The 14088-nt window shown below is 64.7% G+C and carries 12 protein-coding genes; 8 read left to right on the forward strand and 4 right to left on the reverse strand.

What is annotated here, in order from left to right:
- Positions 1–5 precede the first annotated feature (5 nt).
- The gene (locus LQ249_RS01645; protein WP_046385127.1) at positions 6–1064 is read left to right on the forward strand and encodes an HlyD family secretion protein; all 1059 of its coding nucleotides are present in this window, start codon (positions 6–8) and stop codon (positions 1062–1064) included.
- On the forward strand, positions 1061–2506 hold the full coding sequence (locus LQ249_RS01650; RefSeq protein WP_046385126.1) for an efflux transporter outer membrane subunit: 1446 nt from the start codon (positions 1061–1063) through the stop codon (positions 2504–2506). Before LQ249_RS01645 ends, LQ249_RS01650 begins: the two co-directional genes overlap by 4 nt.
- 126 nt (positions 2507–2632) lie before the next feature.
- Here the strand turns inward: LQ249_RS01650 and LQ249_RS01655 are convergent, their stop codons facing one another.
- Both LQ249_RS01655 and LQ249_RS01660 read right to left on the reverse strand, forming a co-directional pair.
- On the reverse strand, positions 2633–3337 hold the full coding sequence (locus LQ249_RS01655; RefSeq protein ID WP_046385125.1) for a DUF3142 domain-containing protein: 705 nt from the start codon (positions 3335–3337) through the stop codon (positions 2633–2635).
- Positions 3334–5502, reverse strand: coding sequence for an outer membrane assembly lipoprotein YfiO (locus LQ249_RS01660; RefSeq protein ID WP_128192273.1), 2169 nt, complete (start codon positions 5500–5502; stop codon positions 3334–3336). The genes LQ249_RS01655 and LQ249_RS01660 overlap by 4 nt, the downstream gene beginning before the upstream one ends.
- A gap of 219 nt (positions 5503–5721) precedes the next feature.
- Here LQ249_RS01660 and LQ249_RS01665 point away from each other — a divergent pair, with 219 nt between their 5' ends.
- Genes LQ249_RS01665 through LQ249_RS01680 form a run of 4 tightly spaced genes read left to right on the forward strand, consistent with a single transcriptional unit; the run spans position 5722 to position 10381 of the window.
- Positions 5722–6438: an efflux RND transporter periplasmic adaptor subunit gene (locus LQ249_RS01665; protein ID WP_231590069.1), complete on the forward strand. Its 717-nt coding sequence runs from the start codon at positions 5722–5724 to the stop codon at positions 6436–6438.
- Positions 6435–7754, forward strand: coding sequence for an efflux RND transporter periplasmic adaptor subunit (locus tag LQ249_RS01670; protein WP_232566135.1), 1320 nt, complete (start codon positions 6435–6437; stop codon positions 7752–7754). Before LQ249_RS01665 ends, LQ249_RS01670 begins: the two co-directional genes overlap by 4 nt.
- Positions 7754–9850 (forward strand): biotin/lipoyl-binding protein, encoded by a 2097-nt coding sequence (locus tag LQ249_RS01675; protein ID WP_046385121.1) that lies wholly within the window; start codon positions 7754–7756, stop codon positions 9848–9850. The genes LQ249_RS01670 and LQ249_RS01675 overlap by 1 nt, the downstream gene beginning before the upstream one ends.
- Before the next feature lie 15 nt (positions 9851–9865).
- The gene (locus tag LQ249_RS01680) at positions 9866–10381 is read left to right on the forward strand and encodes a GNAT family N-acetyltransferase (RefSeq protein WP_046385120.1); all 516 of its coding nucleotides are present in this window, start codon (positions 9866–9868) and stop codon (positions 10379–10381) included.
- Here the strand turns inward: LQ249_RS01680 and LQ249_RS01685 are convergent.
- Together LQ249_RS01685 and LQ249_RS01690 are read right to left on the reverse strand one after the other, a co-directional pair.
- Positions 10357–10665 carry a hypothetical protein gene (locus LQ249_RS01685; protein ID WP_046385119.1) on the reverse strand — a complete coding sequence of 103 codons (309 nt, stop codon included), beginning with the start codon at positions 10663–10665 and terminating at the stop codon, positions 10357–10359. The two genes, LQ249_RS01680 and LQ249_RS01685, sit on opposite strands and share 25 nt — an antisense overlap.
- A gap of 55 nt (positions 10666–10720) precedes the next feature.
- Entirely contained in the window at positions 10721–11308 is a 588-nt protein-coding gene (locus LQ249_RS01690; protein WP_046385118.1) for a phage tail protein, read from the reverse strand.
- A 202-nt stretch (positions 11309–11510) separates the two neighbouring features.
- On the opposite strand from LQ249_RS01690, the gene LQ249_RS01695 reads away from it, so the two are divergent.
- Positions 11511–13124, forward strand: a complete 1614-nt coding sequence (locus LQ249_RS01695; protein ID WP_057006041.1) for a glycosyltransferase family 39 protein — start codon at positions 11511–11513, stop codon at positions 13122–13124.
- Between the two features lie 118 nt (positions 13125–13242).
- Positions 13243–14076 carry a sulfotransferase family protein gene (locus LQ249_RS01700; protein WP_017845533.1) on the forward strand — a complete coding sequence of 278 codons (834 nt, stop codon included), beginning with the start codon at positions 13243–13245 and terminating at the stop codon, positions 14074–14076.
- Positions 14077–14088 lie beyond the last annotated feature (12 nt).

Genomic DNA, 14088 nt, shown 5'->3' on the forward strand with positions numbered 1-14088 from the left:
TTTCCATGAAACGCAAAGACAAAATGGCTGTCTCCGCCATCGCTGTGTTCGCCGTCGGCGTGCTGCTGTACCAGGCTGTGCCGGGTCTGCTGGGCAGCCAGCGCCAGACCACCAATGACGCCTTCGTCGCCGCCGACTTCACCCTGGTCGCACCCCGTGTGGCCGGGTTTATCAAGGAGGTGTTGGTGGAAGACAACCAGCGCGTCAAGGCCGGCCAGTTGTTGGCGCTGATCGACGACCGCGATTTTCGCGCCGCCGCCCAGGCTGCCGATGCGGATATGTTGGTGGCCCAGGCTCAACTGAAAAACGCCACCGCCACCCTTGAGCGCCAAAGCTCGGTGATCACCCAGGCCCAGGCCACGGTGGCGGCAGAGCGCGCCGAAGTCGCCTTCGCCGAACACGAACTGAACCGCTACAACCACCTCGCCGGTGTCGGTGCGGGCACTGTGCAGAACGCCCAGCAAGCCAGGACGCGCATCGACCAGGCCACCGCGCGCCTGACCAATGCCACGGCGGTGCTGGCGGCCGAGCGCAAGCAGGTGGAGATCCTCAGCGCCTTGCGCGACGCCGCCGCCGGTGGACTCAAACGCGCCCAGGCCGCTCTGGAAATGGCCAGCTATCAGTTGTCCTATACGCGCATCGTCGCGCCGCTGGATGGCATGGTCGGCGAACGCGCGGTGCGGGTCGGCGCCTACGTCACGCCGGGCAGCAAAATCCTTGCGGTGGTGCCGTTGGCCGAGGCATACGTGGTCGCTAACTTCCAGGAAACCCAGCTTCTCCATATGCATGCCGGCCAGGCCGTGCAGGTGCGCGTCGACAGCCTCGACGGCGAGTTGCTCGACGGTCACCTCGAAAGCCTGGCACCCGCGACCGGGGTGACGTTCTCCGCGGTCAAACCGGACAATGCCACCGGCAACTTCACCAAGGTGGTGCAGCGCATTCCGGTGAAGATCGTCCTCGAACCCCACCAAGCGCTGACCGAACGCCTGCGCGTCGGCATGTCGGTGGAAGCCAGCGTCGACACCCGGTCCGTCGCGCAACAGCGTGAGGTGGCCCAGCAATGAGACAGGTCGCCTGGCTTACCTTGAGCCTCATCAGCCTGACCGCCTGCAGCGTCGGCCCGGATTTTCAGCGGCCACAAGGCCTGCCCATGGCGCAATGGGCCGAACCCCAGGGCCGTCAGGCGGCCAGTCGCGCGGTCAGCGATGCGCTGCAAGAGCGCTGGTGGGACGTGTTCCATGACGAGCAACTGTCGGCCCTCACCCGTCGCGCCCTCACCGATAACCTGGACCTGAAACTGGCCAGCAGCCGCCTGCAACAAAGCCGCGCCCTGCGCCAGGTGATCACCGCCGAACGTTACCCCAATGTCGATGCCACGGGTGGCTCTCAGCGCAAACGCAACAGCGGCAAAGGCTTGAGCGACCCTTCCGGCGAAAATGGCCGCTCGGCGTTCAACCAATGGGACATGGGCTTCTCCGCCTCCTGGGAGCTGGACTTCTGGGGCCGCGTCAAGCGCGAAACCGAGGCCGCCGACGCCACCCTGCACGTCGCCGAAAACGACCGCCGCGCCGTGTTGCTGTCGGTGCTGGCCGAGACCGCCCAGGACTACATCCAACTGCGCGGCGTGCAGAACACCCGCGCCGTCACCGAACAAAACCTTGCCGTCGCCCGCCGCAGCCTCTCACTGTCGCAACTTCGCCTGGCTGACGGTGTAGCGACGGACCTGGACGTGGCTGAAGCCGCCGCCCAGGTTGCGGCCATCGAAGCGCGCCTGCCGGATTTGCAGCAACGCCAGGACCAGTTGATCAACGCTCTCAGCCTGCTGATGGGCGAACCGCCGCAAGCCCTGCATGCGCAACTGTCCAGGGACGCGGCCGTGCCGCAGACCCCGCGTCAGGTTGCCATCGGCCTGCCTTCGCAACTCGCCGAACGCCGCCCCGATATCCGCCAGGCCGAAGCGCGCCTGCACGCCGCCACCGCCAGCATCGGCGTGGCCCGGGGCGACTTCTACCCGCGCATCACCCTGTCCGGCAGTCTCGGCTCCCAGGCCATGCAACTGTCGGACTTCGGCTCCTGGGGCTCCCGCGCATTTGCCTTCGGCCCGCAATTCAGCCTGCCGCTGTTCAACGGCGGGCGCTTGCAAGGCATGTTGAACCTGCGCGAAGCCCAGCAGCAGGAAGCCGCGCTGGCCTACCAACACACCGTGCTGCGTGCCTGGCATGAAATCGACGATCAACTGACCCGCTACAACACCAGCCAACTGCGCCGCGACAGCCTCGCCGAAGCGGTGCGCCAGAACCAGATCGCCCTGTCCACCGCGCAACACCAGTACGTCGAAGGCGTGGTGGATTTCGTCAACGTACTCACCGTGCAAAGCGCGCTGCTGACCACGCAAGAGCAGTGGGTGGAAAGCTCTACCGGCGTGTCGTTGGCGATGGTGGGGTTGTATAAAGCGCTGGGCGGCGGCTGGGAGTCGGTCTACCCGTTGACGGACGTTCGACGCTGAAATGGGAAAATCTTCTCGTCATTTCCTGCGAGGCGAAGATTTAGAAAGGGGTCGAGGTTAGCCCGGGCCTCCGTTGGAGCAAAGACGCATGGCTTCTTGCATATTTTAATTGGGCGTCAGGATTGATCAGGGGTTGCGCAAAAACACCACATACCCGCGAAACCACTCACTCCCCTTCAAATACCCCGGCGCCGTCCATTCCCCGCCCTGGATCAAGCCGATCTTGAACGGCAGCCCCAGCCGATTCATCCGTGGCAGATACGCGGCGTAATCCGGGATGCTCTGGCGCCCCTGATACGTCTGCACCACCACCTCATCCACCACGCCGTTGAGCCGGGCGATGGCGGTTGGGTCGGCGTTGCTGCTCCAGTCCATCAGGCCGGTGATGCTCAGGCGCAGGTCGGCGGGCAGGCGCTGGCGCAGGTCGCGCAGGAAGTCGGCGTATTCGTGCAGGTACTGGGTGCGGGCGTCGAAGTCGATCTGGATGCCGATCACCGGGTTGCCGGCGTCGCGCCAGCGTTGTACCTGGCCGAGCAGTTGGGTGTAGACGCGGTCCGGCCAGCGCAGGGTGTGGGCGCGGTAGACCAGCCAGATGTCGCCCTGGGTGATGCGCGGCACGCTTATGCCCTGGGCGATCAATTGCACGCCGCGTTGGGGGGCGCGGCGGGTGGCGTTGATCTGGCCCTGGAGGATGTACAGGGTGTTTGCCTGCTTGAGCACCGGCTGCGGCGTGACCCCGCTCCACAGCCAGAAGGCGTCATAGTCGCGGGCGTCGACCGCGCCGAAAGCCGGGCTTGCCAGCAACAGCAAGCCGAGCCACAGCGGTTTCACCAGTAGTACTGCAGGGATTTGCCCCACTGCGTGTCGGCAAAGCCCGTCTTGAGTTGACGGAACCAGGCCTTGCGCACGGCCGGTGCGACGTCTTCGCCGCCGCAGCTGTTATAGCCGGCGGGCGCGTAGCAGTTGATGGCGCGGAACAGCGCGTAGGCTTTGTCGGTTTTCGGCGCCTTGGGGTTGCCGATCACCTGTTGGTAGCCGTCGAGCCGCGAGAAGGTGTCACCCTTGAAGTCCGATGGCGTGCTGCCCAGGCTGCCGGCGGCGCGTGCCTGTTCAAGGGGCATGCCGTCGAGGTTGTTGCGCAGGATGAACTCGCCGAAGCAGTTCAGGCCTTGTGGGTTTTTCGCGTCGTTCTGCAAGGTCGCGGCGGTTTGCGCAATGCTCGGGCAGGCGTAGCCGGATTCAGCTTTTTCGCCGTTCCACTGGAACAGTTTCAACGTCTGGCTGGCGCTGTAGACATAACCCAGGCTGGTGCCCAGCTTGTCGTCCGGGGCCGACGCCGGCAGTTGCTTGAGGTCGTCGTCGAAGGTGGCGAACTGGCCGCGCAGCAGGTCTTTATAGAGCAGCACGAATTGGGCGGTCTGGCGCTCCAGCGGGTCGTGGGCCTGGGCGATCTGTTGGCGCAGCAAGTCCGGCCCGGCGATGTGGCGCAGCAGGATGTAGCGCACCTGTTTGGCGCTGATCGGCGAATCGGCGGCGAACACCTTGGCCAACTGGCCGCTGCGTTCGTAATTCATCGCCAGTGCCAGCTCCAACTGGTCGCGTTGCAACGGTTGCTTGGCCAGCGGCAGCAGTTGCAGCCACAGGGTTTCGGCGGCTTTCCAGTCTTGCTTGGCTTCCAGGGCCAGGCCGCGCAGGGTCTGTTGGCTGAAGGCGAAGTAATCCGGGTTCGACGGCACGTCCTGGGGCAGGTGTTTCAGCGCGTTGTCGGGTTGATGCTCGACGTACAGGGCATACGCCGCTTGCAGGTAGTCGAACAGCGCCGGCGTGTCGGCAAACACGGCTTTTTGCTGATCGAGATCGGCGCGGCTGAGGGCCGGCGGCGTGTGAGCGCGCATCCGCATCAGGTCGCTGACGAGCAGGATCATCGGGTTCTGGACTGCCTTGCCGTTGACCATCAGCAGCTTGACGTCGGCTTCGGCCACCAGCTCATCCACGGACACATTGCGCTGGGCGTCGGTGGCCTGGGTCAGTTGCCAGGCATAGGCCTCGGCGAGCTTGGCTTGATCGTCCGCCAACCAATACACCCGGCGCAGCAGGCCACGGGCGGAGGCGACGTAATCACCCTGTGGATAAGTCTTCAGGTAACCGAGGAAGCCTTCCTCGGCGTCGCTCAGGGCGGACTTATCCACATGCTCGAGTTGCGGCATGCCGTATTCGTCGAAGGCGTCGGCCTGCGCCTGGTTCAGTGACGTCCGCGCGGTCATGTACAGCGCGGTTTCCTTCAGCCAGGGCACATTGCTGGTGCTGGCGCCGGCGAAACCGCGCTCGGCGTCGCTGAAACGGCCGCTATAGAAGTCGGCGGCGGCCTGCAGATAAGTGCGGAACAATTGGCCTTCGCTGGATTGGATCTGCTGTGCATCCAGCACTTGGCCTTCCCAAGAACAGGCCGTGAGCAATTGCAAACGCGCCTTCACCAGTAGCTCGCGTTCGGCTGCCGGCATGTCGGCCTTGAGCACCTGGCGGATAAACGCGGTGGCGCTGTCATCGTCGTTGCTGCGGCAGCGGCTGCCTTCGCCATTCAGGAAGTCAGCCCCCGCCGATTTGTATTCGTCGCGCTTGATGCCCAAAGGCTGGAGCAGGGTGTCGAGTTCGGCGCTGGGCGAGGTGTGCGATGTGTTATCCGCTTCGGCCGGCGCGGCGGCGATCGGCACCAGGCGGTACACCGGGAACGGCACCGGACCGAAGCCTTGGGACAGGTCGTCCTCGCTCAAGGCGTTCGGCGTCAGGGGCGCGGCTTTTTTGTCGGCCAGCAACAGGCGCAGGTTGGTTCGGCTGTCATTGCCGGGGCTCAGGAACGGCAGGTTGTTGCAGGTGTCCAGGCTGTCCCGCGAGACCCTCCAGTCGGGGTAGCACGAGTCGTCGGAGCTGGCGAGTGCCGGCAGGGAGAGACCGGCGAGCAGGGCCAGTGCCAGGGGTGACAGAAAACCGATGTGCATGACGTGTCCTTGATCCTGAGTCCTTGGAGGTCGGCAATCATAACGTGATCCGGCGAAGGCTTCGGCAAAGGCCTACAAAAAATGCTGATTTGTCTGACTGGGGGTAGTGGCAATTTAACTCCGCTGCCCTAGACTGCGCACATCGTCAGGGAGGTCGAATGTATGAAGCAGTTATGTAGATCGGTACTGGGATTTTCCTGCTTGGTGAGCCTGGCGCCGATGGTCATGGCGGACGATCCGCTGTTGGACCACGCGCCCGCAGCGGCCGTCAGCGCCGACAGCGAAGCCCGTGGTGTATTGCGCGCCCGTGACCAGGCGATGCTTGCCAGTGAATTGTCGGGGCGGATTGTCGAACTGCCGTTCAGCGAGGGCGAGTCGTTCAAGAAAGGCGACACCCTGGCGCGTTTCGATTGCTCGGCCTACCAGGCCCAACTCAATGCCGCCTCGGCCGCCAGCCGTGGCGCTGGCGAAGAACTGGCCCACAACAAACAACTGGCGGCGCTGAATTCGGTCGGCCGGTTCGAAGTGGCCCGCGCCGAAGCCAAACTCACCGAAACCCAGGCCCAGTCCCAGGTCTATCAGGTGCAGGTCAAGCGCTGCAGCGTGCTGGCGCCGTATGACGGCCAGGTGGTGCAGCGCAAAGTCCAACGTTATGAAAGCGTCTCGGCCGGCGCACCGCTGCTGGAAATCGTCGACAACCGCAGCCTGGAGATCCACCTGCTGGTGCCGTCGCGCTGGATGGGCAAACTCAAGCCCGGGCAGACGTTCAGCTTCACCCCCGACGAAACCGGCCAGGCATTCAACGCCACCGTCAAACGCCTTGGCGCGCGCATCGACGAAGGCAGCCAGACCCTGTTGCTGGTCGCGACCTTGCCCAATGCCAGTGGGTTGATGGCCGGCATGAGCGGCACCGCGCACTTTGCACAACTGCAATGAACGCACCGATGACGGGCAATGCCGAGCGGGTATTCGCGCAGTTTCTCGAGTTGGAACGCCAGACCCGCGCCGCCCAGAGCACTGAGCAATTGGCCTACAGCCTGGTCAACGATGGGCAACCGCTGTTCGGCTATCGCCATGCGGCGCTGTTGATTGCCGGCAAGGTGCGGGCGGTGACGGCGGTGAGCAGCGTCGACCCGAACGCGCCGTTTGTGGCCTTCGTCGAGCAGGCCGTGGCCCAATTGCACAAACACGGGCTGGGCCAGACCGCCCGGGAAGTGCCGGCCGCGCAATTGAGCGCGCAACTGCAGGCCGACTGGCAGAGCCTGTCCGCCGGCCATGTGTTCTGGTTGCCCTTGATCGACCCGCAAGGCCGCGTGTTCGGCGGTGTGTGGCTGGCGCGGGATACGCCCTGGAACCCGGCCGAGCAAGTGCTGCTGGCGCAGTTGGGCGACACCTACAGCCACGCCTGGCGTGCGCTGCAACCGCGCCAGCCGTGGCGCCTGCGCCTGACCCGCAAACGCCAGGTGCTGGTGGTCGTCGCGTTACTGCTGATGCTGCTGATTCCGGTGCGCCAATCGGTACTGGCGCCCGCCGAAGTGGTGCCGTTGGCCGGCCAGGTGGTAGCGGCGCCGCTGGACGGGGTGATCGCCGAGTTCCTGGTCAAGCCCAACCAGACGGTGAAAATCGGCGACCTGCTGCTGCGCTTCGAAAGCACCACCCTCACGGCCCAGGCCGATGTGGCGGCGCGTGCCCTGGGCGTGGCCGAAGCGGAGCTCAAGGCCAATTCCCAGCGCGCCTTTGCCGATGCCGAATCGAGTTCGCGTATCGACCTGCTCGCGGCCCGGGTCGAGCAAAAACGCGCCGAGCGCGACTATGCCCGCGAACTGCTCAAGCGCAGCGAAGTACGCGCCGAGCGTGACGGTATCGCGGTGTTTGCCGACGCCGAACGCTGGACCGGCAAACCGGTACAGACCGGCGAGCGTCTGCTGCAGATCGCCGACCCCGGCCAGGCAGAGTTGCGCATCGAACTGGCGGTGGGCGATGCCATCGCATTGGCGCCCGACGCCCAGGTTGCGCTGTTCCTCGACAGCGACCCGTTGCAGCGCCACCTCGCCACCTTGCAACGCGCCGCCTACGAGGCGCAGCCCACGCCCGGCGGGCAACTCGCCTATCGCCTCGATGCGCGCTTCGATGAGGCACCGCCACGCATCGGCCTGCGCGGCACGGCGAAGCTCTTCGGTGAGCGCGCGCCCCTGGCCCTGTACCTGTTGCGTCGGCCATTGGCCGGCTTGCGCCAGAGCGTTGGCCTCTGATGAACCTGCCCCCGCTGCGCGAAGACCTGCAACTGTCCAGCGCCGGCGCGGCCCTGGACGGCTCGCCGCGCTGGACCCTGGCCGACCCGGTGCGCGGGCGTTACTTCAAGCTCGGCGCCACCGCCATTCGGCTGCTGCGCCACTGGTCCCTGGGCGACCCGCAACACGTCCTGCAAGCCGCCAACCGTGAGCCGGGCCTGCCCCTGGGCGCCAGTGAAGTGGATGAGCTGCTGAGTTTCCTGCGCGCCCATGACCTGATCGCCGCGCTGGACCCGCAGCAACGTGCCAGTTACGCCTACAAGGCCGCCGCCCGTAAGCAAAGCCTGTGGCAAATCCTGCTGCATCAATATTTGTTCTTCCGCATCCCGCTGTGGCGCCCGGACGCGTTCCTCAACCGCGCCTGGCCGTGGCTGGCGCGCTTCGGGCCGGGGCTGTTGCGCTACGGCTTGCCGCTGACCCTGGGCCTGGGTGTGTTTCTGGTGGCGCGGGACTGGCAGCGCTTTCTGGCGACGTTCCCGCACCTGTTCAGCCTCGGCGGTGCCCTGGCGTTTGGCGTGGCGCTGTTCTTCGCCAAGCTGTGCCATGAATTCGGCCATGCCTTCATGGCCAAGCGCGCCGGGTGCCGCGTGCAAAGCATGGGCGTGGCGTTCATGGTGTTGCTGCCGATGTTCTACACCGATGTGAGTGACGCCTGGCGGGTCAATGATCGGCGCGCGCGATTGCTGATCGGCGCCGGTGGGGTGATGGCTGAGTTGTTGTTGGCCTGCGTGGCCTTGCTGGCCTGGTCGCTGCTGCCGGACGGCGCGGCGCGCACGGCGGCGTTCATGTTGGCCAGTGCGACGTGGCTGACCACCCTGGCGATCAACCTCAACCCGTTCATGCGTTTCGATGGTTATTTTTTGATCAGCGACTTGTGGGGCGTCGACAACCTGCAAGGTCGCGCCTTCGCCCTTTGCCGCTGGCGCCTGCGCGAGTGGTTGTTCGGCTATGGCGAACCGGCGCCGGAACCCTGGGCGCCGAACATGCAACGGCGCCTGCTGTGGTGGGGTTACCTGGCCTGGTTGTGGCGGGCGGCGCTGTTCCTGGGGATTGCCCTGGCGGTGTATCACCTGTTCTTCAAGCTGCTGGGGATCTTCCTGATGCTGGTGGAACTGGTGTGGTTCATCTGCCTGCCGATCTTCAAGGAGTGGCGCGAATGGTGGAGTCGCCGCAGCCAGGCCCATGCGCCGCGGGTGCTGCTCAGCGGCCTGGGCCTGCTGTTGATCGTGCTGGCTCTGGTGGTGCCGTGGCGCAGTGCCGTGGAGTTGCCGAGCATGCTCGAGGCCGGGCGCGCCAGTGCCTTGCACGCGCCGGTGGCGGCGCGGGTGAAACAGTTGCGGGTGGTGGATGGGCAAGTCGTGACCCAGGGCCAGGTGCTGATCGAATTGGAATCGCCGGATTTGGATGCGCGGCAAAGCATCGTGCGCCGCGAAGTGGAGATCCTGCAGTTGCAGATGCGTCGCCAGGCCGGACGCAGTGAAACCGCGGCCGACGCCGGGATCAACGATCAGCGCCTGTCCCAGGCCCTGGCCGAATACCGCGGGCTTGCCGCCCAGCGCGAACGCCTGCTGTTGCGTGCGCCCCATGCCGGCACCGTGCGCGACGTGCTGCCGCAGTTGAGCGTGGGCCGCTGGCTGTCGCCTAAAGACGCGCTGGCGCGAGTGGTCGAGGAGGGCGCGCGCCTGCGCGGGTATCTGGCGGAAGCCGAGCTGTGGCGGGTGACGCCGGGGGCGAGCGGGCGGTTTATCGCCGATGACCCGATGCGCGCCGCCATCCCGGTGGTGCTGACCGATATCGATGCCAACGGCGTGGCCTATCTGGACCAGGAAGCCCTGACCTCCGACCACCACGGGCCGATTGCCGTGCGCCGCGACGAAAACCAGCGCCCGGCGCCAGTGCAGGCGCAGTACGGCGTGCGGTTGCGCAGTGCGCAACCGATCGCCACCCCCCATCAACCGCTGCGCGGCGTGGTGGTGTTGCAAGGGCGCAGCGAGTCGGTGCTGGGCGTGGCCTGGCGTCGAGCGGCGGCCTTGGGTGTGCGGGAAAGCGGATTCTGACAGGAGTGCAAAGGCATGTTGAACAAGGATGGCGCTTTGGCGCAGGGCCTGGTGGTGCGCCCGTCACGGCCCACCGACGGGCCATTTCTGCAAAGCCTCTACCGCTCGGCGCGTGCCGATTTGCAGTGGATCGACGGTGAGCAGGGGCTGGTCGAGGCGGTGATCGCGCAACAGTTTCAAGTGCAGGAAAACGGCATGGGCGAGCATTTTCCCGGGGCCTTGCATTATGTGATCGAAAAACTCGACACGCCCATTGGCGCCCTGAGTGCCGATTTCGGCCCGAATGAAATCCGTGTGCTGTACTTGGCGTTTATCCCCGCTGCCCGAGGCCAGGGTTTTGGCCGCGCGGTACTGCACGGCGTGCAACGGGCCGCGCAGCAGGTGTGTTGCCCGGTGGCCACGGTGGTGTGGGCGAGCAACCCCCATGCGCGCCAGCATTACCTGGCGCTGGGGTTTCGGTTGGAGGAAGAGACGCCCGCCGCGCAGCGGCTGGTGTGGTACCCGTCTCAGTTGAACACGATGCAGAAATAACCGCGGGCGTTGTCGCGGCCCATGGCGGGTTCGCGGGACACAAACACCTGCTCCAGGCAGGTCTGCGCCAGCGGCAAACGGCAGAGGCCGTCGACGAAATCCGTCGGCTCCAGGCTGTCGAGCAACACGCTGAAGGCCGTGCGCGGGCTGCCCGGCACGCTGGCTTTGGGCGCATCAGTCACCTGTTGGATCTGGATCGGCAGCGCCGACCCATCCGGCAGGTACAACACACTCGTGCGCGCAAGCAGAGGGCGAAAGTGCTCGGGGGTGACCAGGTTCAACATACATCGGCTCCGTGTCAGAGAGGCCGAGGCCCAAGTGCCCCGGCCCGGGTGCGGGTCAGTCGCGTGACGGGAAGACCCCGTTCAGGGCAATGCTGAAGTTGATCACCAGGAACGGGTTCATCGTGTCCATGGGCAACCCTTGGCCGGCCAAGGCCAGCGTGCCGGTCAAGCTCGTGCTGACGCCTTTGAGCGGTACCGGGCTGGCGCCCTGCTGGTCGGAAAAGATCGAGGCACTGCCCGGCCCGCCGCCGGAGGCGCCGATAAACGCGTTGGCGGCGCTCGGCGCTGTAAGCGGGTTGCTGGCGGTGGCGGCCAGTTGCACCGCCGCGCTGACTGCCAGCGCCGCCGTGCTATGGGTGTGCGTGGGTAGGTTGGCCTGGGTGGCCATCACACTTTCGACGCCGTCGACGTCGCCGATCAACCGCTGCGACAGGCCCGGGCCATTGCCTTGGCCGATGGGCAGGCGACCTTGCAGGTCAGGCAGCTTGAAGGTTTGCGTGCCGTCCCCGCCATATGTCGTGCCGATCAGCGCGTACAGCGCCTGGTATTGGCTGATGGGCAGGAGCTGGCCGGCGCAGAAGGCCCAGTTTCTTGGGGCGAAATTAAAGGCGAAAGGTTGGATGGTGCCGATGAATACTTCCATGAATCGTTCATCCTTGTGTGAGCTGTTCAAGGGGATATAAAGCCAGTCGATCCGGCTTCATCGCAGAGCGTAGACGCAGGTTTTGAGCGCTGCCTGCCGGTTGCGAAACAACGAGCGAATCCGGGGCTTTTGTCCTAGAGTGGCGCTTGTTTGCGCATGCGCAGGTTTGGCCCTGGAAATGGGCAGTGGCGGGGGAATCGGGGTGCGACGGTCTGTGGTAGAGCAAGACGACAAAGTTGGGGTGATTTCTGCTGTCAATCGCCTCGCAAAGGGCCGTGACGGTGGCGATTGGTTGCGCCAGTTATGGTGGGTGCCGATTCTGGCGCTGGCGCTGGCCGTGCGTTTTTATGGCCTGACGGCCGCGGCGATCTGGGGCGACGAAGGCTCGAGCCTGCTGCTCAGCCAATATGCGGCGACCGACCTGTGGTTTCACGCCGCCCACGATGTGCATCCGCCGTTGTATTTCTTCTTGCTGCGCGGCTGGATCGAGCTGTTCGGCGACGGCATCTGGTCGATTCGCAGCATGAGTGCGATTCCCGGTGTGGTCGTGGTGGGCCTGGGCATCTGCCTTGCGCGGCAGTTGTCCACCCTTCGTGCCGCCGTGCTGGCGGGTGTGCTGCTGGCGCTGTTTCCCAGCGCGGTGCGCTACAGCCAGGAAGTGCGTATGTACTCGCTGCTTGGCGTGTGGCTGCTGGGCGCGACGCTGGCGTTGGTGTATTGGGTGCGCCACCCCGAGCGCACGCGCTACCTGCTGGGGTATGGGCTGCTGATGGCCGCCGGTTTCTATACCCATTACTTCACCGCGTTGTGTGTGTTGGTGCATTGGGCCTGGCTGGGCCTGTTGAGTGCGTCCCAGCCCCCCGGTCGGCGCTTGATCACGCGTCCGGCCTGGTGGGTGGCCAACGTCGCGATCGTGCTGGTGTACCTGCCTTGGCTGCCGAACCTGGTGGGCCTGGTGCAGCATGTCGAACAGCTCAAGGTCGGCGGCGACATCGGCTGGGAAGAGCCGATCAACCTGTTCTCCGTGCCGTCGATGATCTGGCAGTTCATGTTGCAGGACGAGGGTCTTGGCTTATCGCCTGTGCTGTTCTGGTCATTCCCGCTGCTGCTGGTGGCCGTGGTCGGCGTCTGCGCCTGGCGCGATCAGACGCGCTACCGGTCGGCCGGTCTGTTGGCGCTGTTTTTCTTGCTGCCGTTGCTGCTGGTGTACGGGGTGTCGTTTATCTCGTCGGTGTTTATCGAGCGTTACCTCACCGTCTATGCCCTGGCTTTGCCGATCATCCTGGCGCTGGCCATCGACCGCCTGCCCGGACGTCTTTCATGGCTGGGCGCGGCATTGTTCGTGCTGTGCGTCGGTGTGGAACTGCTGGGGGTGAAGAACAATGCCACCGTGGATGTGGATGATCAGTTCAACGTGCCGGTGGAGTTCGTCAATCGCAACTACCAGGAAGGTGACCGCATCGTCCTCAGCGACATGCTGTGGTACCTCAGCTACGTGTATTACGACCGGACCGACGCCCAATTGCAGCTTTACACCCCGCCCAAACCGGATGGCACGCCGACGCGGCCGAACTCCTATGGTTTTGGCACGCTGGTGGATCAGGACGGCGGGCGTATTTACCTCGACCGTTTGTCGGCATTACCGGCCGATACCCAGCGTGTCTGGCTGATCAGCAGCAACGAAGCACCGGACGATTTTGCGCCGCTACCGGACGGATGGCGTGAAAAAATGCAGCAGGACGGGGGCGGTGCCAGGGCGCGATTATTCGTGCTATGCCTCGGCCCAGAGCCTTCGCAGCCAGAGGCCTGCCGCTAATATCCATTTGGAATGAAGGGAATATCAAAACAGTGGCATTTGACCACTAGTGAACTTTGTAATCATCAGTTACGATTCGTATACAAATGGATTTTTGTCCTACAAAAGTGGTGAAGGGATGCAGTATCACTTTATCTCCGGTTTGCCCCGCTCCGGTTCGACGCTGCTGTCTGCGATCCTCTTGCAGAACCCGCGCTTTCACGCTGGCATGAGCAGCCCCGTGGGCACTCTGTTCAACGGCGTGCTGGGGCAATGCAGTGCCGGCAGCGAGTTCGGCTCGGTCATCGATGCCAATACCCGGCGCCGCTTGCTGCGCGGGTTGTTCGATGCCTATTACGCCGACCGCGCCCCTGTGCCGGTGGTGTTCGACACCAATCGCCAATGGTGCGCCCGCATGCCGGCGCTGCACGACCTGTTCCCCCAGGCCAAGGTGATTGCCTGCGTGCGTAACGTGGCGTGGATCATGGACAGCCTCGAGCGTGTGTACCGCGCCAACCCCTTCGAAAACACCAAGCTGTTCAACGACGACGTCGAGCGCAACACCGTCTACAGCCGTGTCGAAACCCTTGGCCAGCGCAATCGCCTGGTGGGGTACGCCTGGTCGGCGCTCAAAGAGGCGTACTACGGCGAACATGCCGACTCGATGCTGGTGGTCGACTACGACTTGCTCTCTCAGGCCCCCGAGCGGGTCATGCGGCTGGTCTACGAATTTATTGGCGAGCCCTGGTTCGAGCACGATTTCGAGCACCTGAGCTACGACGCGCCGGACTTCGACGACGCCCTCGGCGTGAGCGGTTTGCATCGGGTCAAGCCGAAGGTGGAACTGCAGCCCCGGCGGACCATCCTGCCGCCCGATCTCTTCGAGCAGTTCGCGCATATGTCTTTTTGGCGTGATGGCACTTCCAGCGCCGCCAATGTGATCCGTACCAAAGCCGATGCCGCGATCAGTTGATCGCGGTTTTTT

The sequence above is a fragment of the Pseudomonas sp. 7-41 genome, assembly GCF_021233075.1.
In the GTDB taxonomy this organism is placed as follows: Bacteria; Pseudomonadota; Gammaproteobacteria; order Pseudomonadales; family Pseudomonadaceae; genus Aquipseudomonas; species Aquipseudomonas veronii.